The organism is Streptomyces sp. NPDC003697 (assembly GCF_053587115.1).
In genome coordinates this window covers 14,749-35,182 of the sequence record NZ_JBSFNN010000045.1, presented here as the reverse complement: position 1 = coordinate 35,182, position 20,434 = coordinate 14,749, and the positions used below count along the sequence as shown (strand labels likewise).

17 protein-coding genes and 1 pseudogene are annotated in these 20,434 nt (G+C 73.9%); 7 read left to right on the top strand and 11 right to left on the bottom strand.

The window, feature by feature from the left end:
* Positions 1-23: 23 nt before the first annotated feature.
* Entirely contained in the window at positions 24-2,171 is a 2,148-nt protein-coding gene (locus ACWDNY_RS19070; protein WP_451646931.1) for a discoidin domain-containing protein, read from the top strand.
* Between the two features lie 77 nt (positions 2,172-2,248).
* Positions 2,249-3,070, top strand: coding sequence for a phospholipid scramblase-related protein (locus ACWDNY_RS19065; protein ID WP_451646930.1), 822 nt, complete (start codon positions 2,249-2,251; stop codon positions 3,068-3,070).
* A gap of 372 nt (positions 3,071-3,442) precedes the next feature.
* Here ACWDNY_RS19065 and ACWDNY_RS19060 read toward each other — a convergent pair whose 3' ends face one another.
* Complete coding sequence (locus ACWDNY_RS19060; RefSeq protein WP_451646929.1) at positions 3,443-4,606, bottom strand: hypothetical protein; 1,164 nt, start codon at positions 4,604-4,606, stop codon at positions 3,443-3,445.
* On the bottom strand, positions 4,603-5,400 hold the full coding sequence (locus ACWDNY_RS19055) for a phosphatase PAP2 family protein (protein WP_451646928.1): 798 nt from the start codon (positions 5,398-5,400) through the stop codon (positions 4,603-4,605). Before ACWDNY_RS19055 ends, ACWDNY_RS19060 begins: the two co-directional genes overlap by 4 nt.
* A 215-nt stretch (positions 5,401-5,615) precedes the next feature.
* Between ACWDNY_RS19055 and ACWDNY_RS19050 the strand changes: the two genes are divergently transcribed.
* Positions 5,616-6,230: a TetR/AcrR family transcriptional regulator C-terminal ligand-binding domain-containing protein gene (locus ACWDNY_RS19050; protein WP_451646927.1), complete on the top strand. Its 615-nt coding sequence runs from the start codon at positions 5,616-5,618 to the stop codon at positions 6,228-6,230.
* Between the two features lie 206 nt (positions 6,231-6,436).
* Here ACWDNY_RS19050 and ACWDNY_RS19045 read toward each other — a convergent pair whose 3' ends face one another.
* On the bottom strand, positions 6,437-7,465 hold the full coding sequence (locus ACWDNY_RS19045) for a DUF2510 domain-containing protein (protein WP_451646926.1): 1,029 nt from the start codon (positions 7,463-7,465) through the stop codon (positions 6,437-6,439).
* Between the two features lie 301 nt (positions 7,466-7,766).
* Here ACWDNY_RS19045 and ACWDNY_RS19040 point away from each other — a divergent pair.
* A pseudogene (locus tag ACWDNY_RS19040) lies at positions 7,767-7,923 on the top strand (IS630 family transposase); the annotation flags it as partial.
* Here the strand turns inward: ACWDNY_RS19040 and ACWDNY_RS19035 are convergent.
* A complete protein-coding gene (locus ACWDNY_RS19035) occupies positions 7,919-8,314 on the bottom strand; it encodes a VOC family protein (RefSeq protein ID WP_451646925.1) in 396 nt (131 codons plus the stop codon). The pseudogene ACWDNY_RS19040 and the gene ACWDNY_RS19035 overlap by 5 nt on opposite strands.
* A 436-nt stretch (positions 8,315-8,750) precedes the next feature.
* On the opposite strand from ACWDNY_RS19035, the gene ACWDNY_RS19030 reads away from it, so the two are divergent.
* Positions 8,751-11,420: an ATP-binding protein gene (locus tag ACWDNY_RS19030; RefSeq protein ID WP_451646924.1), complete on the top strand. Its 2,670-nt coding sequence runs from the start codon at positions 8,751-8,753 to the stop codon at positions 11,418-11,420.
* A 444-nt stretch (positions 11,421-11,864) separates the two neighbouring features.
* On the opposite strand, the gene pcaDC is transcribed toward ACWDNY_RS19030, so the two are convergent.
* Genes pcaDC through ACWDNY_RS18995 form a run of 7 tightly spaced genes read right to left on the bottom strand, consistent with a single transcriptional unit; the run spans position 11,865 to position 18,352 of the window.
* Positions 11,865-12,992, bottom strand: coding sequence for a bifunctional 3-oxoadipate enol-lactonase/4-carboxymuconolactone decarboxylase PcaDC (gene pcaDC, locus ACWDNY_RS19025; RefSeq protein WP_451646923.1), 1,128 nt, complete (start codon positions 12,990-12,992; stop codon positions 11,865-11,867).
* Positions 12,989-14,335, bottom strand: a complete 1,347-nt coding sequence (pcaB, locus tag ACWDNY_RS19020) for a 3-carboxy-cis,cis-muconate cycloisomerase (RefSeq protein ID WP_451646922.1) — start codon at positions 14,333-14,335, stop codon at positions 12,989-12,991. The genes pcaDC and pcaB overlap by 4 nt, the downstream gene beginning before the upstream one ends.
* Positions 14,332-14,937 carry a protocatechuate 3,4-dioxygenase subunit alpha gene (gene pcaG / locus ACWDNY_RS19015; protein ID WP_451646921.1) on the bottom strand — a complete coding sequence of 202 codons (606 nt, stop codon included), beginning with the start codon at positions 14,935-14,937 and terminating at the stop codon, positions 14,332-14,334. Before pcaG ends, pcaB begins: the two co-directional genes overlap by 4 nt.
* 7 nt (positions 14,938-14,944) lie before the next feature.
* A complete protein-coding gene (gene pcaH, locus ACWDNY_RS19010; RefSeq protein ID WP_451646920.1) occupies positions 14,945-15,718 on the bottom strand; it encodes a protocatechuate 3,4-dioxygenase subunit beta in 774 nt (257 codons plus the stop codon).
* An 8-nt stretch (positions 15,719-15,726) separates the two neighbouring features.
* On the bottom strand, positions 15,727-16,929 hold the full coding sequence (locus ACWDNY_RS19005; protein WP_451646919.1) for a thiolase family protein: 1,203 nt from the start codon (positions 16,927-16,929) through the stop codon (positions 15,727-15,729).
* Positions 16,926-17,570, bottom strand: a complete 645-nt coding sequence (locus ACWDNY_RS19000) for a CoA transferase subunit B (protein ID WP_451646918.1) — start codon at positions 17,568-17,570, stop codon at positions 16,926-16,928. The genes ACWDNY_RS19005 and ACWDNY_RS19000 overlap by 4 nt, the downstream gene beginning before the upstream one ends.
* Positions 17,570-18,352: a CoA transferase subunit A gene (locus tag ACWDNY_RS18995; RefSeq protein ID WP_451646944.1), complete on the bottom strand. Its 783-nt coding sequence runs from the start codon at positions 18,350-18,352 to the stop codon at positions 17,570-17,572. The genes ACWDNY_RS19000 and ACWDNY_RS18995 overlap by 1 nt, the downstream gene beginning before the upstream one ends.
* A 268-nt stretch (positions 18,353-18,620) precedes the next feature.
* Here ACWDNY_RS18995 and ACWDNY_RS18990 point away from each other — a divergent pair, with 268 nt between their 5' ends.
* Positions 18,621-19,085: a MarR family winged helix-turn-helix transcriptional regulator gene (locus tag ACWDNY_RS18990; RefSeq protein ID WP_451646917.1), complete on the top strand. Its 465-nt coding sequence runs from the start codon at positions 18,621-18,623 to the stop codon at positions 19,083-19,085.
* Positions 19,086-19,208: 123 nt separating this feature from the next.
* Positions 19,209-20,399 carry a zinc-dependent alcohol dehydrogenase gene (locus tag ACWDNY_RS18985; protein ID WP_451646916.1) on the top strand — a complete coding sequence of 397 codons (1,191 nt, stop codon included), beginning with the start codon at positions 19,209-19,211 and terminating at the stop codon, positions 20,397-20,399.
* Positions 20,400-20,434: the final 35 nt, after the last annotated feature.

The window sequence follows — 20,434 nt, the reverse complement described above, 5'->3', positions numbered from 1 at the left end:
CGCACGGCAGAAATGTCAGGCACATGTCATCACTCGGGGCGGTCGTCGCCCTGGCCGCCGGGACGCTCGTCGGCCTCGGCGCGCCCACCGCCCACGCGGCCGCCGGCGCGACCCTCCCGTTCACCTCCGTGGAGGCCGAGTCCGCCGCCACCACCGGGACGAGGATCGGCCCGGACCACACCCAGGGCACCCTCGCCTCGGAGGCCTCCGGACGCCAGGCGGTCCGGCTGTCCCCGGGCCAGCGCGCGGAGTTCACCGTGCCGCGTACCGCCAACGCCCTGAACGTCGCCTACAGCGTCCCCGACGGGCAGTCCGGCACCCTCCAGGCCTACGTCAACGGCACCAGGCTGGCGAAGGCGCTCACCGTCACGTCCAAGTACTCCTACGTCGACACCGGCTGGATCGCGGGCTCCAGGACCCACCACTTCTACGACAACGCCCGGATGCTGCTCGGCCGGGACGTCCAGGCGGGCGACAGGGTCGCCGTCGAGGCGGCGAACGTCCAGGTGACCGTGGACGTGGCCGACTTTGAACTCGTCCCTGCCGCCGCCTCCCAACCCGCCGGATCGGTCTCCGTCACCTCCAAGGGCGCCGACCCCGGCGGCCAGGGCGACTCCACGCAGGCCTTCCGGGACGCCATCGCCGCGGCCCGGGGAGGAGTGGTGTGGATCCCGCCGGGCGAGTACCGGCTCACGTCCTCCCTGAGCGGGGTCCGGGACGTCACCCTGCGGGGCGCGGGCCACTGGTACTCCGTCGTGCACTCCTCGAGCTTCATCAACCAGAGCAGCTCCTCGGGCAACGTCCACATCGAGGACTTCGCGGTCGTCGGGGAGGTCACCGAACGCGTCGACTCCAGCCCCGACAACTTCGTCAACGGCTCGCTCGGACCCGGCTCATCCGTCTCCGGCATGTGGCTCCAGCACCTGAAGGTCGGCCTGTGGCTGACCGGCACCAACGACAACCTGGTCGTCGAGGGCAACCGCTTCCTCGACACCACCGCCGACGGCCTCAACCTCAACGGCACGGCGAGGGGCGTCCGGGTGCGCAACAACTTCCTGCGCAACCAGGGCGACGACGCGCTTGCCATGTGGTCGCTGTACGCGCCGGACACCGACAGCAGCTTCGAGAACAACACCGTCTCCCAGCCCAACCTCGCCAACGGCATCGCGATCTACGGCGGCACGGACATCACGGTGCGGAACAACCTGGTCTCGGACACCAACGCCCTCGGCAGCGGCATCGCCATCTCCAACCAGAAGTTCCTTGACCCCTTCCACCCGCTGGCCGGCACCATCACGGTCGACGGCAACACGCTGGTACGGACCGGCGCCATGAACCCCAACTGGAACCACCCCATGGGCGCCCTGCGCGTCGACTCCTACGACAGCGCGACCGACGCCACGATCAGGATCACCAACACGACGATCACCGACAGCCCCTACAGCGCCTTCGAGTTCGTCTCCGGCGGCGGGCGCGGCCTGCCGGTCCGCAACGTCACCGTGGACGGCGCGACCGTGCGCGACACCGGCACCGTCGTCGTGCAGGCCGAGACCCAGGGCGCCGCGGCCTTCCGCAACGTGAGCGCCACCGGTGTGGGCGCCGCCGGCGTCTACAACTGCCCCTACCCGGCCGGCTCCGGCACCTTCGCCCTCACCGACGGCGGCGGCAACTCCGGCTGGAGCACCACCTGGTCGGACTGCTCGGCCTGGCCGCAGCCCGGCCAGGGGAACCCGGACCCCGACCCCGGACGCAACCTCGCCCGGGGCCGCCCCGCCACCGCCACCGGCTCCCAGGACGTCTACACGCCCGGCAGGGCCGTCGACGGTGACGCCGGCAGCTACTGGGAGTCCGCCAACAACGCCTTCCCGCAGTCCTGGACGGTCGACCTCGGCTCGGCGCAGGCCGTGGGCCGCCTGGTGCTGAAGCTGCCGCCCCCGTCCGCCTGGCAGGCGCGCACCCAGACCCTGTCCGTGCTGGCCAGCACCGACGGGTCGGCGTACACGACGGTGGTGGCCCCGAGGGACTACCGCTTCGACCCGGCGACCGGCAACACGGTGACCGTCCCGCTGCCGGCCGGCACGACGCTGAGACACCTGCGGCTGACGGTCACCGCCAACACCGGCTGGCCCGCCGCGCAGTTCGGCGAGGTGGAGGTGTACCGGACGTCGTGACCGCACGGCGCCCGCCACCGTCCGGCGGTGTTCGCGCGAGCGGTTGATTTCCGGCCGGCTCACGGTAGTGTGCCCCGGTGACCACGCATTCGAACACACCTGCAGGTTGGTATCCGGATCCGCACGGAGCCGCCCGGACGCTCCGCTACTGGGACGGCTCCCAGTGGACCGAACACACCCATGCCGACCAGCAGGGCCAGGCCGCGCCGCACATCCCGGCGCAGCCGGCCGGTCCCGACCCGCGCGTCCAGCACCAGGTGCAGCAGGAGGCCGGGGTCGCCCCGGGCACCGTCGGCGGCGGCAGCCTGTTCACCGAACCCGTGCTGGTGGTGAACCAGAAGGCCAAGCTCATCGAGCTGACCAACGAGTACAAGGTCTTCGACCAGAACGGCAACCAGATCGGCGCCGTCACCCAGGTCGGGCAGGGCGCGCTGCGGAAGATCGTGCGGTTCCTCTGGAGCATCGACCAGTTCCTGACGCACAAGCTGGAGATCCGTGACGCCCACGGCCGGCCGCAGCTGCTGCTGACGCGGCCCGCGAAGATCTTCAAGTCGCGGGTGATCGTGACGCGTCCGGACGGGCAGCACGTCGGCGAGATCGTCCAGCAGAACGTCTTCGGCAAGATCAACTTCGCGATGAACGTGAACGGCCAGAAGGTCGGCGCGATCAAGGCGGAGAACTGGCGCGCCTGGAACTTCGCCATCGTCGACCACGCCGACAACGAGGTCGCCCGGATCACCAAGACGTGGGAGGGCCTGGCGAAGACGATGTTCACCACGGCCGACAACTACGTCCTGCAGATCCACTACCAGCTGCCCGAGCCGCTGCGCACCCTCGTGGTGGCGACCGCGCTCACCGTCGACACCGCGCTCAAGCAGGACGCGCGCGGGTTCGGCTGACAGGCGATCACCGCGGTGTGAACCGCGTGGGCCCGGGCCCGGCCTCGGCGGGGGTGGCAGCGTTGTGTCGTCGCCGGACGCGGGTCCGGGATCCAGGGCTTGGACAGCGGCCACGGGGTGTGCCCCGTGGCCGCTGTGCCGTGTCCGGGCCGCGTGTCCGGCGCCCGCCTCGGCCGGATCCGTCCCCGGCGCGTCCGCAGGGGGAGGCGTCCGCGCGGGCGGCGACTGCGCGGGGGCCGGGGGCCGACCGGGGACGCGTCACCGCCGCCAGCCGTTCGTGTGCCCTGCCCGGGGGTGCGGTGCTGCGCCCGGGGGTGGGCGTGCTCGGGGTGCGGTCCTGCGCCCCGGGGTGGGCGTGCTCGGCCGCGCCGTCTACGGCCGGGGGAGGGCGTGCTCGGCTGTGCCGTCGTGGGCCCGAGGCGCGGTGTGTGAGGTCGCGGCTTGTCGCGTCCTCACAGGGGTCTGCGCCTGCCGGGGGGCGGGGACCGGCGTCCGCCCGGGGGTCCGGGTCCGCCCGGAAGTCCGCGTTCGCCCGAAGGTCCGAGTCCATCTGGAGGTCCGCGTTCGCCCGACGGTCCGAGTCCGTCCGGAATTCCGCGACCGTCCGAGGGGTCGCGCCTGCCTGGTGGCTCGCGTCCGCCCTGTGCTGTCGGCGGACTCGGCGTCGGGCGCGGGCTCGGTGGCGGGCACTGATGCGGTGACGGGCGCCGGTGCGGTGCCGGGGCCGGCCCGGGACAGCAGCACCACGCCCCAGGAGGCGAGCGCCGCGCCCGCCAGCGCGAGCAGGATGCCCGCCGTGCCGCCGCCCAGGCCCTGCCCGAGCAGTGCCAGCCCGATCACCGCGGCGGCCGCCGGGTTCGTCAGCGTGACCACCGCGAGCGGGGCGCTCAGGCCACCGCGGTAGGCGGTCTGCGACAGCAGCAGTCCGCCGGTGGCGAAAGCGGCGACGAGCAGCGCCGTGACGACGACCTGCCCGCTCAGCGGCGGACCCGACCGGTCCGTCGCGGAGACCGTGACGGTCTGGGTGAGCGCGGAGGCGACGCCCGAGGCCACCCCGGACGCGGTCGCGTGCCGCAGCCCCGGGCGCGCGCCCGGCCGCGACAGTATGCCGATCAAGACGGCCGTGACCCCGGCCACCCCCACCGCCTCGACCGGACTCAGCACCTGCTCGGGCGTGGGCCCGGACGCCACGACAAGGAGCGCGCCGAGTCCGAGGAGTGTCAGCGCCGTCCCCCGCCACTCGGCCGCCGCGACCCGGCGCCCCGCCGACCGGGCCCCCATCGGCACCGCGGCCACCAGCGTCAGCGCGCCGAGCGGCTGCACCACGGTGAGCGGGCCGTACGCGAGGGCCACCACGTGCAGCAGCGCCGCCCCCGCGTTCAGCGCGACGGCCCCCCACCAGGCGCCCCGGCACAGCAGCCGGCGTACGCCCGCCCGGCCGGCGCGCGAAGCGAGCCGTTCCTGGGCCACCGCCGCGGCCGCGTAGGCGACGGCGGAGCACAGCGACAGGACGACGGCGAGCAGGGCGGCGCTCACCGGCCCGCCCCGACGAGGGCGTTCTGCCGTGCCGGCACGCGACCGCCGGCGCGCCGCCCCGCGGTCGCCGTCGCGCGCTGCGGCAGCCGGACGACCGCCAGCGCGGCGAGGACCAGCGCCGTCGCCGCGACCGCGTCGAGCCAGTAGTGGTTCGCCGTGCCCACGATGACGAGCAGGGTCAGCAGCGGGTGCAGCAGCCACAGCGGACGCCAGCGCGACCGGGTGGCGACGACCAGCCCGACCGCCACCATCAGCGCCCAGCCGAAGTGCAGGGACGGCATCGCCGCGAACTGGTTGGACAGGTGGTCGGTGCGCGGCGGCCCGTACACCGACGGGCCGTAGACGCGGGCGGTGTCCACCAGGCCGGTCGCGGCGAGCATGCGGGGCGGGGCGAGCGGGAACGCCAGATGCAGCACCAGGGCCGCCGCCGTGACCGCGGCGAGGACGCGCCGGGCCCAGACGTAGTGCGCCGGGCGCCGCAGGTAGAGCCAGACGAGGAAGGCCACGGTGGCGGGGAAGTGCACGGTCGCGTAGTAGCCGTTGGCGAGGTGCGCCAGGGTGTCGCCGTGCAGCAGCGGGGACTGCACCGACCCCTCGCCGGGCAGATGCACCGCCCGCTCGAGGTCCCACACGCGGTGCGCGTTGCGGAAGGCCTCGCCGGTGTGGTCCGCGGCCAACTGCCGGCCGGCCTTGTAGACGAGGAACAGCCCGGTGACGAGCAGGAGTTCGCGGACGAGCGGCGGCCGCGCTGTCGCGTCGGTCTTCCTCTCGGCGGCCTTGGCGCGGGCGTTCATCCCGTGGCCCCCTCGGTGACGGTGGTGCGTGTGGTGGTGCGGCCGGGCCCGGGACTCTCCCAGCCGGAGTCGATACGGTGGCGTACCGATACGCCAGTGTACCGATACGTGAGTGTACCGATACGCTCGAGTACCGGTACACTGCGTACCGATGGCTGGGCGCCACACTGGACGGCAGCCCCGTGCACCGCGGGGCGCGAGCGAGGAGGAGAGCGATGACGTCGCAGGCCGCGGACCGACCGGAGACGGTCGGAGCCTCGCGCCGCTCCAAGATCACGCCCGAGCGTGAGCAGGAGTTCTTCGACGCCGTGCTCGACCAGATACGCGAGTGCGGTTACGAGGCCGTCACCATGGAGGGCGTCGCTGCCAGCACGCGGTGCAGCAAGTCCACGCTCTACCGGCAGTGGAAGACCAAGCCGCAGTTCGTGGTGGCCGCGCTGCGCGCCAATCGCTGCTCGCGCTTCGCGGGCATCGACACCGGCTCGCTCGCGGAGGACCTGCGCCGGGCGGCGCGGGCCGCGGGGGAGTGGTCGGGCCGCGACACCAGGCTGCTGCAGGCCCTCGGGCACGCCATCACGCAGGACAGGGAGCTCCAGCAGGCGCTCCGCGAGACGCTCGTGGAGCCGGAGGTCGCCGCGCTCAAGGAGATCCTGCGCCGCGGGGTGGAGCGTGGGGAGGTGCCCGCGGGCCATCCGGCGCTGGAGTACGTGCCGGCGCAGGTGCTCGGCGTCCTGCGCGTGCGCCCGTTCCTGGAGGGGGAGTACGCCGACCCGGACTATCTGGTCCGGTTCGTGGAGGCCGCCGTGCTGCCGGCGCTCGGCCTCACCTGAAGACGCGGGTCGCCGTCCACGGGATGACTGGACGGTGACCTGCCCGCGCCGCACCGTGGGGACGGGGGCGGCGCGCACCCCCGGCCGGGTGGGGTTCCTCTTGAGCGGAGGGGCACCCCACCCGGCCGATGCGTGCGGGCCTTCCGCCGGGCCGGGTGCCGGTCCCGACTGCCCGGTGACGGACAGGCGGTCCCGGGCCCGGGGGATCACACGTTCTGGCCGTCGCCTCCGTCCGAGGAGGCCTTGATGCCCTGGGTGATCTCGTCGATGACGGACAGCTTCTGGCCGACGTCCACACCGAAGCGCACCACGACCAGCCGTGCGGGCGAGGCGGGCGAGGGGAACGCCAGCGACTCGACGTAGCCGTCGGCGCCCTTGCTGGTGACCGCCTTCCAGCGGACCAGGTAGCCCTTCTGCCCGGCGACGGTCACCGCCCTGGAGGCGAGCACCTGGTGCGAGGTGATCCCGCCGTAGGTCTTCCCGCCGTACGACTCCTGGGCGTTGGCCGCGATGTCGGCCTTCGCCACCTCCTCGGCCGTGCTGCCCTTGGTGCCCAGGGCCAGGGCGGGCGCCGAGTACGCGCCGCCCGGTGTGCAGGTCAGCGTCGTGTCACCGGGACACTTGTAGGAGTCCTCCGACGTGATCTGCGCGCCCACGCTCATCCTCCGGCCGTACCAGCCGTCCGGGACGGGCAGGCTGATGCCGCTGAGCCGGTCCGGCACCGCACCGCTGGTGATCTTCGGCCCTTCCGACCCGTCCGGCGAGGGCGACTGCCCGCCGTCGCCGTCCGGCCCACCGGGACCACCCGACCCGCCGTCGAACGGGCCGCCCCGGCCGCCGGGACCCTCCTGGCCCTGCCGGGAACCGGCGCGGTTGCCGCCGTCGTCGCCCTTGGTCAGCGCGTACACGCCCACGCCGATGCTCGCCAGCACGGCGGCGGCCACGGCCACGGCGATGCCCGTGCGCAGTCCGCGGCGCGGGACGGCGGGCGGCTGGACGGGGTACGGCGGGTAGCCGGGGTACGCCGATTGGCCGGGGTACGCCGGGCCTCCGGGGTACGTCGGACGGGTTCCGGCGGCCTGCGGCTGCTGCGGCGGGGGACCCCATACGGCGGCCGACCCGGCGGGGCGGGTCCGGTCCGTCCATGCCTTACCGTCCCACCAGCGCTCGGTGGCGGGGCCGTTACTTGATTGCCCGGGGTCGGGGTACCACCCGGGAGGAGTCACCTGCGTCATGCCCCCACCGTATGAGGCGTCGGTGAAAGCCGGATGAGAGGACCTGGCGTGACTCGCCCGTCGGCGTGTCGGCGTGTCGGTTTGTCGGCCGCGTGCGCGTGCCGGGGGCGCCGGGGGGTGTCCGCTCGGGGCGGGGTGCGGTTGTTCTCGTCGGACACAAGAGGCGCCGCCCGCCGCGACACGTTGGTCCATTCATTCGCCGGGGCAGCGGGTCGGTGGTGACCTGGCGGCGGGTCAGATGGTGCTGGACCGCCTTTGTACTCCGGGTAGAGGGAGTCAAAGCCGTCGGCGTTGAAGTTGTGGATCACGGCCCAGGACGTTCACCCTGTCCGAGCGGCGCGACATCAAGAAGATCGCCAAGTCCAGGCCGGCCGGCCACAGTCTGCCGCCTCCCGACCTGGAGCCTGGCCGAGCCGGCCGACTTCCTGGTCGCCGAGGGGGTGGTCGACGACGTCAGTGGGACGGTGCCAGGGAGCGCACGACGTCGAACTCGTTGCCCTCGGGGTCGGCCATGACCACCCAGCTCCGGCCAGGGCCCGGGCCCACGTCCACCTTGGCGGCGCCAAGGCCAAGCAGCCTGGCCACCTCGTCGTCGGTACTGCCGTCGATCGGGCTGACGTCCAGGTGGAGCCGGTTTTTCACGGTCTTGCCCTCGGGCACCCGGATGAAGAGCAGGGTGGGCGGCATCTGGCGGGCCCGGACCTCCTCGACGGTCGGCTCCCAGGAACCGATCTCGACCTTGCCCTCGCTCCGGTCGACCACCTTGAAGCCCAGGACCGCGCACCAGAAGGCCGCGAGGCGCTCCGGATCGTGGCAGTCGACAACCAACTCGGTGAACCTGCTGGTCATTACTCCCCCAGACAGTGCGGACGGGAGCTCAGCCTAGGGGGCCGCGCCACCCCTCCGGTCCGGAATCGCTACGACCACCCTCTCCTTCGAGCACGTGAACCGATGCCAGGCGCACCGTTTCCTGGATCCCGCGCACCTGGTCCGTCACCTGTCTGCCCGTCATCCCGCGCCGGCAGCCGCCCGCCGGTGGCGTGGCCGGCAGCCGCACGCGCACACGGGCCCGTGGCCGGTGGTGCGTGCGGTGAAGTGGGCTGGTTTTGCGGTTTATTGACCCGCGCGGGGGTGAGCCCGTGCAGGTGGCCGCCCCTGTGTGTCGCCCCTCTGTACCGCAGATCACCCGACACGGCAACGGGTGCCCGGACGGTCCTTCACTTCGGCGGCCGGAGGGCTAGGCTCGCAACCGTACGTCGTTCGGGCGACTTGGGGAGGTAGCGGGATGACGGAGGGACGGCCGGGCGAGGCCGCCTCGGTTTCCCTGTGGGAGCGCGACGAGGAGGTCGCCGCCGTCGTGAGGGCCCTCGGCACCCTGTGCGCGGACCGCTCCACCCCGGGGAGTGTGCTGGTCTTCCAGGGGGAGGCGGGGCTCGGCAAGACGGCGCTCCTCGCCGAGACCCGGCGGCTCGCCGAACAGCGCGGCTGCACGGTGTGGTCGGCGCGCGGCGGTGAGATCCTGCGCTCAGTTCCCTTCAATGTCGTACGGCAGTTGCTCCAGCCCGCCCTCGTGTCCCTGATGCCGGAGGAGGCCCGCGAGTACCTCGGTGACTGGTACGACATCGCGGGCCCGGCGCTCGGCATCGCCGCGCCGGGCAGCCGCCAGGCCGACCCGCAGGGCGTGATCGACGGCCTGGTCGCCGCGATGCGCCGGCTCGCCGGGCGCGAGTGGCCGCTGGTGCTGCTGATCGACGACGCGCACTGGGCCGACCAGGAGACCCTGGGCTGGCTCGCCGCCTTCACCCAGCGCCTCGACGACCTGTCCGTGCTGGTCGTGATCGCCCGCCGGGCCGGTGACGCCGCCAGCGCCCGCCACCTCGACGCGGTCGCCGCCACCGCGGGCGTCAGCGACCTGAGCGCCCTCACCCCGGAGGCGACGGCCGGTCTCACCCGCGCCACCCTCGGCCCGCACGCCGACGCCGCGTTCTGCCGCGAGGTGTGGGCGGTCACCGCCGGCAACCCCTACGACACCGTCGAACTCCTCGCCAAGGTGCAGGACAGCGAGATGGAGCCGGTCGAGCCGCACGCCGGCGAACTGCGCGACCTGAACCGCACGGCCCGCGGCGGCGGACTCGTCGCCCGTCTGGAGGGCCTCGGCATCGACGCCACCCGGTTCGCCTGGGCCGCCGCCATCCTGGGCACCGGCATCTCCGTGCACCTCGTCGCCCGGCTCGCCACCATGAACCCCGACGACGCGCGGCGCTGCGCCGAACTGCTGCGCGGTGCCCGCATCCTGACCGACCCCGACCCGGCGCACGTCCAGGCCGGCCACGGGGACCTGGAGTTCGTGCACCCGCTGATCGCCAGTGCCGTCTACAACTCCATCCCGGACGCCCTGCGCACCGCCATGCACGGCATCGCGGCCCAGCTCATCACCGACTCCGGGATGGGCGCCGCCGCGGCGTCCCGGCACCTGCTCCACGTGCACCCGGACGACGACGAGGAACTGGTCGAGCAACTGCGCCAGGCCGCCCGCGAGCACCTCGCCGTCGGCGCCCCCGACGCGGCCCGCCGCTGCCTGGAGCGGGCCCTGCTGGAGCCGCCCACCCCCGAGATGCACGCGCGGGTGCTCTACGAGCTGGGCTGCGCCACCCTGCTGACCGCGCCCGCCACCACCATCGAGCACCTGCAGACCGCGCTGGCCATGCCCGGCCTCGACGGGGACACCCGCGTGGACGCCATCTGCCGCCTCTCCCAGGCCCTGCTCCACAACAACCAGCTGGAGGAGGCCGTCCGCACGGTGGAGGCGGAGGCGGCCCGGCACGAGGCGGGCCCCACCCGGCTGCGGCTGCAGGCCGTGCAGTACATGTGGGAGGGCCTGTACGCGGGTGAGACCACCTCACCCGGCCGCTCCGAGCGGCTCGCCGAACTCGCCGCGGGCTGCACCGGGCGCGACAACTCCGAGCGTGCCCTGCTCATCCTGCGCGGCTTCGACGCCATGGCGCGCGGCGAGAACGCCGAGGAGGTCGCCGAACTGTGCGACCGTGCCCTCGTCAACGGCCGTCTCGCCCCCGGACTCGGCTGGACCGACCCCGAGTGGGGCATCGAACTGCTGCTGATGCTGGCCAGTGCCTACGCCTACTGCGACCGCCTCGACCGGGCCGAGGCCCTCTACACCGAGGGACTGAGCGCCTACGAGTGCGCCGGCTGGAGCGGCGGCCACCTCGCGCTCGCCCTCGCCTACGTCGGGCTCGGCCACCGCAGACGCGGACGGCTCAAGGAGGCCGAGAGGACGCTGCGCGAGTCGTTGCGCGTCGCCGAACGGGTCGGCCGCGGCCTGCCCCTGTACTGGACCGCCACCTGCAACCTCGTCGACACGCTGCTCGCCCGCGGCCATGTCGAGGAGGCCTGGCAGGTGGCCGAGCAGTACGGCTTCGCGCCGCCGTACCCGTCGACCATCGTCATCCCCGATCCGCGCACCGTGCGCGGCAGGCTGCTGCTCGCCGTAGGCCGTACGAAGGACGGCATCAACGAACTGGAGGCCGCGGAGAAGGCGGCGACCGTCCGAGGCCACCACAACCCGGTGATGGTGCCCTGGGCCGTCGACCTCGCCCGGGCGCTCGCCGTCGAGGACCCGGCCCGCGCCGCCCAGCTCGCCACGGACGCGCGCCGCCAGGCCGAGCGCTTCGGCACGGACACGGCCATAGGGCAGGCCCTGCGCTGCGCCGCCGCCCTGGAGACCGGTCAGCGCGCGGTCCGCCTGGCCGCCCGGGCCGTCGCGTACCTGGAGGCATCGCCCTGCCAGTACGAGCACGCGGCCGCCCGCGTCGAGTACGGCATCGCCATCCGCTCGGCGGCCGAGCTCGACCGGGGTCTGGCGCTGGCCCGTTCGTGCGGCGCGGACGGACTCGCGGACCTGGCGCGCCGAACCCTGGACGCCGGGGATCTGCGGTAGCCCCCATGCGCCGCGGGCGCCCGTTCGTGCCGCGGCGCCCGCGGTGCCGGACGCGTGCTCGCCTCCCCGCTGCCGTCCGCCTTCCGTGCCGGTCAGGTCTCCGTCCGGCCCCCACGGGTGAGCGTCCGCCGCCGTCCGTCCGTGCCGGCCAGGTCTCCGCCCCGTCCGGCCCGACCTCGACCGTGCCGTGAGCGTCAGCCGCCGCTCGCCTCCCCGCGCCGGCCGGGATGCCCGCCCCGCCTCGCCCCCTGCCCATGAGCGCTCGTCGCGGTCCGCCTGCCCGCGCCGGTCAGGTCCGCGCCCGGCCCATGGAGCCCCCGCCGCTGTCGCCTGCTCACCCGCGCACGGGTGGGCCCGGCCCTGCGCCCGCGGGGCCGGGCGACGCAGCCGCCCCGGGCGGGCGCCCGGGGCGGCTGGGAGCGGCCGGTGGCGGGGCCGGGCGGGTCAGTCCGCGTCGGGCGTCTCCTCGGCGAGCACCCGCTGGGCCACCGCGAACGCCGAGTTGGCGGCCGGGACCCCGCAGTACACGGCGGTCTGCAGCAGCACCGCCGCGATCTCCTCCGGCGTCAGCCCGTTGCGGCGCGCGGCCCGTACGTGCATCGCCAGTTCGTCGAGGTGCCCGTGCGCGACCAGCGCCGTCATGGTGATCATGCTGCGTTCGCGGCGCCCGAGCGTCGTGTCGGTCCAGATCTCGCCCCAGGCGTACCGGGAGATGAAGTCCTGGAAGCGGGCGGTGAACGGCGTCTGCCGGGCCTGCGCGCGGTCGACGTGCGCGTCGCCGAGCACCGCCCGCCGCACCTCCATGCCGCGCCGGGCACCCCCGTCGAAGTGCGTCCGCAGCGCGGTCAGCACCGCCTCGGGGCACTGGGCGGGCGCCAGGTGCGAGGCTCCCGGGATCTCGGTCAGCGCCGCGCCGGGCACCGCGTCCGCGATCTCCCTCAGGTGCGCGGGCGGTGTCGCCGGGTCCTCCCGGCCCGCGACGAGGAGGGTCGGCGCGGTGATGCCGGGCAGCGCCTCGCGGAGGTCGAACGCGGCCAGCGCGTCACAGCAGGCGGCGTACGCCTCCGGGTCGGCCTCCCGATGGTCCCGGAGCAGCGTGTCGTCGGTGAAGTCGCCGGTGAACCAGCGCTCGCCCGCGCTTGCCAGCAGCCAGTCCAGGCCCTCCCGCCGGACCCGTTCGGCCCGCTCCCGCCACGGCCCCTCACCGTTGAAGTGGGCCGAGGAGCAGAGCACCGCCAGGGAGGTCACCCGCTCCGGGTGGTGCACGGCGAGGTGCAGGCCGACCGCGCCGCCCAGCGAAACCCCCGCGTACGCGAACCGTTCGATGCCCAGCGAGTCGGCGAGCGCGAGCACCAGAGCGGCGAGGTCGCCGACGGTGGCGCCGGGGCCGATGAGGTCCGCCGGGGAGCCGCCGTGCCCGGGCAGGTCCCAGCGGACCACCCGGTGCCCGATCGACAGCTCGGGCGCGACCCTGTCCCACAGCGCGTACGACGTGCCGAGCGACGGTCCGAGCAGCAGCGGGGGAGCGGAAGCGGGGCCTTCGAGGCGGTGGTTGAGCAGTTTCTCGGTCAACGTCGCTCCAGGGCACGGTCGGTGAGGGCTCCCGCGGAGCCGGTGTAACGGGTGGGGTCGGTGAGCGCGTCGAGGTCGGCCTCCCGCAGCTCGTCCTCCTCGGCGAGCAGGTCGCGCAGGCTGCGTCCCTCGGCGTAGCTGCGCCGGGCGAGGTCGGTGAGCAGTTCCTTCGCGCGGGCGCGGCCGAGCAGCGGGGCGAGCTCCGCGGACAGCCGTTCGGAGACGATCAGCCCGTGGGTCAGCCCGAGGTGCTCCCGCATCGCGTCGGCGTGCACGCGGAGCCCCTCGGTCAGCTCCGCGGCGTCCCGGGCGGCGCCGCCGGTCAGTCGCAGCAGATCGCGCAGCGGCTCCCACTCGGCGTGCCAGGCGCCGGCCGGCCGCTCGTCCTGTGCCGCCAGTGACCCGTACAGCGTCGCCGCGAGCTGGGGGGCGCGCCGGGCGGCCGCCGCGACCAGCGTGGACCGCACCGGGTTGGCCTTGTGCGGCATGGCCGACGAACCGCCGCCGCTGCCCTCCGCGAGCTCGGCGATCTCCGTGCGGGACAGGGTGAGCACGTCCTGCGCGATCCGGCCCAGCGCGCCGGCCGTGAAGGCCAGGCACCCGGCGAGGTCGGCGACGGGCGTGCGCAGCGTGTGCCAGGGCAGCAGCGGCTCCGCCAGCCCCAGTTCACGGGCGTACGCGGCCGGCAGCGCCGTCGCGTCCTCGGCGCCGTACGCGGAGAACGCCGCCAGGGTGCCCGCGGCGCCGCCGAGTTGCGCCGGCAGCGTGTCGCGCACCCGCGTGACGCGGTCCCGGGCGTCCAGCACGAGCGAGCGCCAGCCGGCGGCCTTCAGGCCGAACGTGGTCGGCACCGCGTGCTGGGTGAGCGTGCGGCCCGGCATCACCGTGTCGCGGTGCTCGGCGGCCAGGCGCGCCAGTGCCCGCTCGGTGCGCCCCAGGTCGGCCAGCACCGGCTCCAGGGCGCGCACGGCGACCAGCATCGTCGCCGTGTCCATGATGTCCTGGCTGGTGGCGCCCCGGTGGACGTACGGGCCGTACTCCTCGCCCACCGCGCGGGTGAGGTCCGCGACCAGGGGGATGACGGGGTTGCCGCCGCTCCGGGCGCGCTCCGCGAGGGAGCGCGGGTCGAAGGGGCCGCCGGCCGCGCGGGTCACCGTGTCCGCCGCGCCGTCCGGGGCGAGGCCGAGTGCGGCCTGGGCGCGGGTGAGCGCGGCCTCCGCGTCGAGGAGGGCCCGCAGGTACGCGCCGTCGCTCGTCTCGGCCGCGGCGGCCGAGCCCGCCCAGCCGGGGCCGAGCAGGCCGGCGTCGTGCTCCGCGGGGCCCGGGCCGGCTGCCGATGTCACGTGAACTCCAGGAAGACCGTCTCGCCCTCGCCCTGAAGGCGGATGTCGAAACGGTAGTGGCCGCCGGCCTCCCGCGCGGCGATCAGGGTGTCGCGCCGCGCGGGCTCCAGGCGGGCGAGCAACGGGTCGGCGGCGAGCGCCGCCTCGTCGCCGGGCAGGTAGATGCGGGTGAACAGGTGCACGAGCAGCCCGCGCGCGAACACGCACACGCTCAGGTACGGCGCGTTCCGCCCGCGGGCGCCGGGCCGCAGCGTCCGCGTGTACCAGTGGCCGTCCGTGTCGGTCTGGATGCGGCCGAAGCCGGTGAACTCCACGCCGTTGCGGCCGAGGAAGCCGCCGGAGGCGGGGTCGCGGCGCAGGGAGCCGTCCGTCGTCGGCACGTTGCCGTCCGGGTCCGGCCCCCACACCTCCACGAGGGCGTCCGGCAGCGGCCGGCCCTCGCCGTCGTACACGTAGCCGTGCACGGTGACGGTGTCCGGGTGGCCGAGCGGTGCGATGTCCTCGCCGCCGGGGAAGGGCAGGGCGTACCCGTAGAACGGGCCGACGGTGTGCGACGGGGTGGGCAGCACGCTGTCCGGCCGGTCGGTGTCGATCTTCGTCATGGCGCGGTCAGCGTCCTTCCTCGATCCAGGTGGCCTTCGGGCCGTCGAGCACGATGTCCCAGTGGTAGCCGAGCGAGAACTCCGGTACCGACAGGCTGTGGTCGTAGGTGGCGACCAGCCGCTGCCGGGCGGCGTCGTCCGTCACGGACTGCAGGATCGGGTCGTAGGGGAAGAGCGGGTCGTTGGGGAAGTACATCTGCGTCACGAGCCGCTGGGTGAAGGCCGAGCCGAAGACGGAGAAGTGGATGTGCGCCGGGCGCCAGGCGTTGACGTGGTTGCGCCAGGGGTAGGGGCCCGGCTGGATGGTGGTGAAGCGGTAGAACCCGTCCGCGTCGGTCAGGGTACGGCCGACGCCGGTGAAGTTGGGGTCCAGCGGGGCGTCGTGCTGCTCGCGCTGGTGGGCGTACCGGCCGGCGGAGTTGGCCTGCCAGATCTCGACGAGCTGGCCGCGCACCGGGCGCCCGTCGCGGTCAAGCAGCCGGCCCGAGACGGTGATCCGCTCGCCGACCGGCTCCCCGGTGTGCTGCCGGGTGAGGTCGTTGTCGATCCCGGTGACGTCCCGCTCGCCGAAGGCGGGCGAGGACAGCTCCACCAGTTCCGGGTCCTTGCTGACGTCGATGGCGACCAGCGGCTGCTGGGGGTGGCGCAGGACCGAGGACCGGTAGGGGGCGTAGTCACGGCGCGGGTGGTGCTCGACGGGCGCGCCGCCGGCGACCCGCTTCTCGTACGCGGCGTGCTCGGCCGCGATCTCCTGGTCGATGTCGTGCTGGGTGAGAGCCATGGGTTTTCCTAGCGTTCGAGGACCAGGGCGAGACCCTGGCCCACGCCGATGCAGAGGGTGGCGACGCCGACGCCGGTGCCCCTGCGCGCGAGCTGGTGGGCGACCGTGCCGGCAAGGCGGGCGCCGGAGGCGCCGAGCGGGTGGCCGAGGGCGATGGCACCGCCCTGCGGGTTGAGGACGGCCGGGTCGAACTCGGGCCACTCGGCGAGGCAGCCGAGCACCTGGGCGGCGAACGCCTCGTTGAGCTCCAGGACGGACAGGTCGCCGAACGTCCGACCGGCCCTGGCCAGGGCCCGGGTGACGGCCTCGACCGGGGCGAGCCCGAAGTAGTGCGGGTCGAGGGCCGACAGGCCGGTGGCTCCGACCCGGGCGAGCGGTTCGCGGCCGGTGGCCCTCAGCCCTTCCTCGTCCACGAGCAGGAGGGCTGCGGCGCCGTCGTTGAGCGGTGAGGCGTTGCCCGCGGTGACCGTGCCCCCGGTCGCCCGGAACGACGGCTTCAGCCCGGCCATCGCCTCCTGGGACGCCTCGGGGCGCACGCACTCGTCCGCGTCGAACACACGCGGGCCGCCCTTGCGCTGCGGCACGGACACGGGCGCCAGCTCGGCGTCGAAGAGGCCCTCGGCCCGTGCCTTCGCCGCCTTGCGGTGGGAGGCGAGCGCGAACTCGTCCTGCCGCTCGCGGCTGATCCCGTGCTTGTCGGCGATGAGCTCGGCCGACTCGCCGAGCGGGACGGTCCACTGCGGGTCCATCCGCGGGTTGACCATGCGCCAGCCGAGGGTGGTGGAGTACAGCTCGGCGTGGCCGGCCGGGAAGGGCCTGTCGCTCTTGGGCAGCACGTACGGGGCGCGGGTCATGGACTCCACACCGCCCGCGACGGCGATGGAGGCGTCGCCCACGGCGATGGCGCGGGCCGCCTGGATCACGGCCTCCAGGCCCGAGGCGCACAGCCGGTTGACGGTGACACCGGGCACGGACGTGGGCAGGCCCGCCAGGAGGGCGCCCATCCGGGCGACGTTGCGGTTGTCCTCGCCGGCGCCGTTGGCGTTGCCGAAGTAGACGTCCTCGATCCGGGCCGGGTCGAGCGCGGGCGTGCGGCCGACGAGTTCGCGGATCACGTGGGCGGCCAGGTCGTCCGGGCGGACGGCGGCGAGCCCGCCGCCGTACCGGCCGAACGGGGTCCGCACGGCGTCGACGATGTAGACGTCCCTCACGAGCACTCCTCGGCGACGGTCAGCGTGGCGCCGGTCCTGGCGGTGATCTCTTCCACGGTCACACCGGGCGCCGTCTCGACGAGCACCAGCCCGTCGCCGGTCACGTCCAGCACACCCAGGTCGGTGATGATCCGGTTCACGCAGGCCCTGCCGGTCAGCGGCAGCGTGCACTCCTCGAGGATCTTGGGCGAGCCGTCCTTGGCGGTGTGCGTCATGGCGACGATGACCGTGCGCGCGCCGTGCACCAGGTCCATCGCCCCGCCGATCCCGGTGATCATCTTGCCGGGGACGGCCCAGTTGGCGAGGTCGCCCCGGGCCGAGACCTGCATGGCGCCCAGCACGGCGACGTCGATGTGCCCGCCGCGGATCATGGAGAAGGACAGCGCCGAGTCGAAGAAGGAGGCGCCGGGCAGGACCGTGACGGTCTCCTTGCCCGCGTTGATCAGGTCAGGGTCGACCTGGTCCTCGGCCGGGTACGGGCCGGTGCCCAGGATGCCGTTCTCCGACTCCAGGATCACCTCGACGCCCTCGGGCAGGTGATTGGGGATCAGGGTCGGCAGGCCGATGCCGAGGTTGACGTAACTGCCGTCCTTCAGCTCGCGCGCCGCGCGGGCCGCCATCTCTTCGCGCGTCCAGGCCATCAGCCGTTCACCGTCTTTCCCGCGGCGGGCGCGGAGACCGTCCGCTTCTCGATCTGCTTGTCGGCGGCCTGCTCCGGTGTGAGCGCCACCACCCGCTGGACGAAGATGCCCGGCAGGTGCACCGCGTCCGGGTCGATGGCGCCCGGTTCGACCAGTTCCTCCACCTCGGCGATCGTCACCCGTCCGGCCATCGCGGCCAACGGGTTGAAGTTGCGGGTGGACTTGCGGAAGACCAGGTTCCCGTGCCGGTCGCCCTTCGCGGCCCGGACCAGGGCGAAGTCGGTGCGGATGCCGCGCTCCAGCACGTACTGGCCGCCGTCGAACTCGCGGACCTCCTTCGGCGGCGAGGCGAGGGCGACCCCGCCCTGCCCGTCGTAGCGCCAGGGCAGCCCGCCGTCGGCGACCTGCGTGCCCACGCCGGCCGGGGTGTAGAACGCGGGGATGCCGGCGCCGCCGGCGCGCAGCCGCTCGGCGAGGGTGCCCTGCGGGATCAGCTCGACCTCGAGCTCGCCGGCGAGGTACTGGCGGGCGAACTCCTTGTTGGCGCCGATGTAGGAGCCGGTCACCCGGGCGATCCGGCCGGCCGAGAGCAGTACGGCGAGCCCGGACTCCATCGCCCCGCAGTTGTTGGAGACGACCGACAGCCCGCCGACCCCGCGCTCGTACAGCGCCTGGATCAGCACGTTCGGCACGCCGCTCAGTCCGAAACCGCCCACCGCCAGCGACGCGCCGTCCGGCACGTCCGCCACCGCCTCCGCGGCTGTGGCGACCACCTTGTCCATCGAAACAAGCCCCATCTCTACCGAGCGTTCAGCGGCCAGTTAGTCAGCGCACTGAGTATTACCGCGAGGTTTCCCACACGCTGCCACCGGCTGCCCGAGTCGTCAAGGCCTCAGAAAAAGTCGTGATGGCGCGGGGTGCGGCGTGGAGCGGGTGTCGGGTGAACCGGCCGGACGGGCCGCCCCGGCGAGGGTATCGTTCAGTACACCTACGAATCGTGGCGGCCGGAGCGACATGGCCGGACCGACGGAATCACGCCAAGGAGCGCACATGGGAGCGGTGGACCTCACGACCCACCCCGGGCATCTGGCCCGGCGGCTCCAGCAGGCGCACTACCTGCTGTGGAACACGATGGTCTCCGAGGAGATCACCTCGCCGCAGTTCGCCGTGCTCAACACGCTCGTCGCCGAGCCCGGGCTGGACCAGCGCACGGTGGGGGAGCGGGTCGGCCTGGACCGCTCCACCATCGCCGAGGTCGTCACCCGGCTCGGCCGCCGCGGTCTGCTGGACAAGGTGCGCGACCCGCAGGACGGCCGGCGTTCCCTGCTGCGCCCGACCGAGGAGGGTCAGCGGACGCACCGCAGGCTCAGCGTGCGCACGGCCCGGATGAACCAGGTCTTCCTGGCCCCGCTCAGCCCGGCGGAGCAGACCCAGTTCTTCGACCTGATCCGGCGGGTCGCGGACGCGGCGGAGGGCCTGCGCAACCCCGGGGGGCCCGTGCCCGCACGGCCCTGAGCGGCCCCGGAAGGTGCCCGCGGGCCGCCGGCCGGCCCAGCAGCGCGCCCAGCGGCGCCGGTTGGGCCGACGGCACCGGGGTACCCGGTCGCGGCATCGACGCGACGGAGGGAGCACCACCCGATGAAGGCCGTGACCTGGCAGGGCAAGCGCGACGTACGTGTGGAGGAGGTGCCCGACCCGAAGATCGAGGAGCCGACGGACGCCGTCATCAGGATCACCTCCTCCGGTCTGTGCGGTTCCGACCTGCACCTGTACGAGGTGCTGACGCCGTTCATGACGCCCGGCGACATCCTCGGCCACGAGCCGATGGGCATCGTCGAGGAGGTCGGCTCCGAGGTCACCGGCCTGAAGCCGGGCGACCGGGTCGTGGTGCCGTTTCAAATCTCCTGCGGCCACTGCTACATGTGCTCCTCGGGACTGCAGACCCAGTGCGAGACGACGCAGGTCACCAGCGAAGGCATGGGCGCCGCCCTGTTCGGCTACACCCGGCTGTACGGCGCGGTGCCGGGCGCCCAGGCCGAGTACCTGCGCGTCCCGCAGGCGCACTACGGACCGATCAAGGTCCCGGAGGGACCGGCGGACGACCGCTTCGTCTACCTCTCCGACGTGCTGCCGACCGCCTGGCAGGCCGTCGCCTACGCCGACGTGCCGCCCGGCGGCACCGTGGCCGTGCTCGGCCTCGGGCCGATCGGTGACATGGCCTGCCGGATCGCGCTGGCGCGCGGTGCCGCCCGGGTGTTCGGCGTGGACCTGGTGCCCGAGCGGCTCGCCCGGGCGCGCGCCCGGGGCGTGGAGACGTTCGACCTGCGCGACTTCGACAACGAGAAGGAACTCGTCGCCGCCGTCCGGGACGAGACCGAGGGTCGCGGCCCCGACGCCGTCATCGACGCCGTCGGCACCGAGGCGCACGGCAGCACCGCTGCCAAGCTGGTCCAGCAGACCGCTGCGGTGCTGCCGCGGGCCCTGAGCGGGCCGATCGCGGAGCGTTTCAGCGTCGACCGGATGGCCGCCCTGTACACCGCCATCGAGCTGGTCCGCCGCGGCGGCACCATCTCGCTGTCCGGCGTCTACGGCGGCATGGCCGACCCGATGCCGATGCTGACCCTCTTCGACAAGCAGGTCCAGATGCGGATGGGACAGGCCAACGTCCGCCGCTGGACCGACGACATCATGCCCTACCTGACGGACGAGGACCCGCTCGGCGTCGACGACTTCGCCACCCACAAGGTGTCGCTGGCGGACGCGCCGCACGCGTACGAGATGTTCCAGAAGAAGCAGGACGGCGCCGTGAAGGTGCTGATCAAGCCCTGACCTCTGACGGGGGCGGCCCGGTCCTCGGCCCGTGG

What these genes read in the sequence shown, in the direction of transcription:
- ACWDNY_RS19050 (WP_451646927.1), top strand. Translation starts at nt 5,616, where the DNA reads ATGACGTCGCAGGCCGCGGACCGACCGGAGACGGTCGGAGCCTCGCGC.
- ACWDNY_RS19030 (WP_451646924.1), top strand. Translation starts at nt 8,751, where the DNA reads ATGACGGAGGGACGGCCGGGCGAGGCCGCCTCGGTTTCCCTGTGGGAG.
- ACWDNY_RS18985 (WP_451646916.1), top strand. Translation starts at nt 19,209, where the DNA reads ATGAAGGCCGTGACCTGGCAGGGCAAGCGCGACGTACGTGTGGAGGAG.
- ACWDNY_RS19070 (WP_451646931.1), top strand. Translation starts at nt 24, where the DNA reads ATGTCATCACTCGGGGCGGTCGTCGCCCTGGCCGCCGGGACGCTCGTC.
- ACWDNY_RS18990 (WP_451646917.1), top strand. Translation starts at nt 18,621, where the DNA reads ATGGGAGCGGTGGACCTCACGACCCACCCCGGGCATCTGGCCCGGCGG.
- ACWDNY_RS19000 (WP_451646918.1), bottom strand. Translation starts at nt 17,570, where the DNA reads ATGGCCTGGACGCGCGAAGAGATGGCGGCCCGCGCGGCGCGCGAGCTG.
- ACWDNY_RS19055 (WP_451646928.1), bottom strand. Translation starts at nt 5,400, where the DNA reads ATGAACGCCCGCGCCAAGGCCGCCGAGAGGAAGACCGACGCGACAGCG.
- ACWDNY_RS19035 (WP_451646925.1), bottom strand. Translation starts at nt 8,314, where the DNA reads ATGACCAGCAGGTTCACCGAGTTGGTTGTCGACTGCCACGATCCGGAG.
- ACWDNY_RS18995 (WP_451646944.1), bottom strand. Translation starts at nt 18,352, where the DNA reads ATGGACAAGGTGGTCGCCACAGCCGCGGAGGCGGTGGCGGACGTGCCG.
- pcaG (WP_451646921.1), bottom strand. Translation starts at nt 14,937, where the DNA reads ATGACGAAGATCGACACCGACCGGCCGGACAGCGTGCTGCCCACCCCG.
- pcaH (WP_451646920.1), bottom strand. Translation starts at nt 15,718, where the DNA reads ATGGCTCTCACCCAGCACGACATCGACCAGGAGATCGCGGCCGAGCAC.
- ACWDNY_RS19045 (WP_451646926.1), bottom strand. Translation starts at nt 7,465, where the DNA reads ATGACGCAGGTGACTCCTCCCGGGTGGTACCCCGACCCCGGGCAATCA.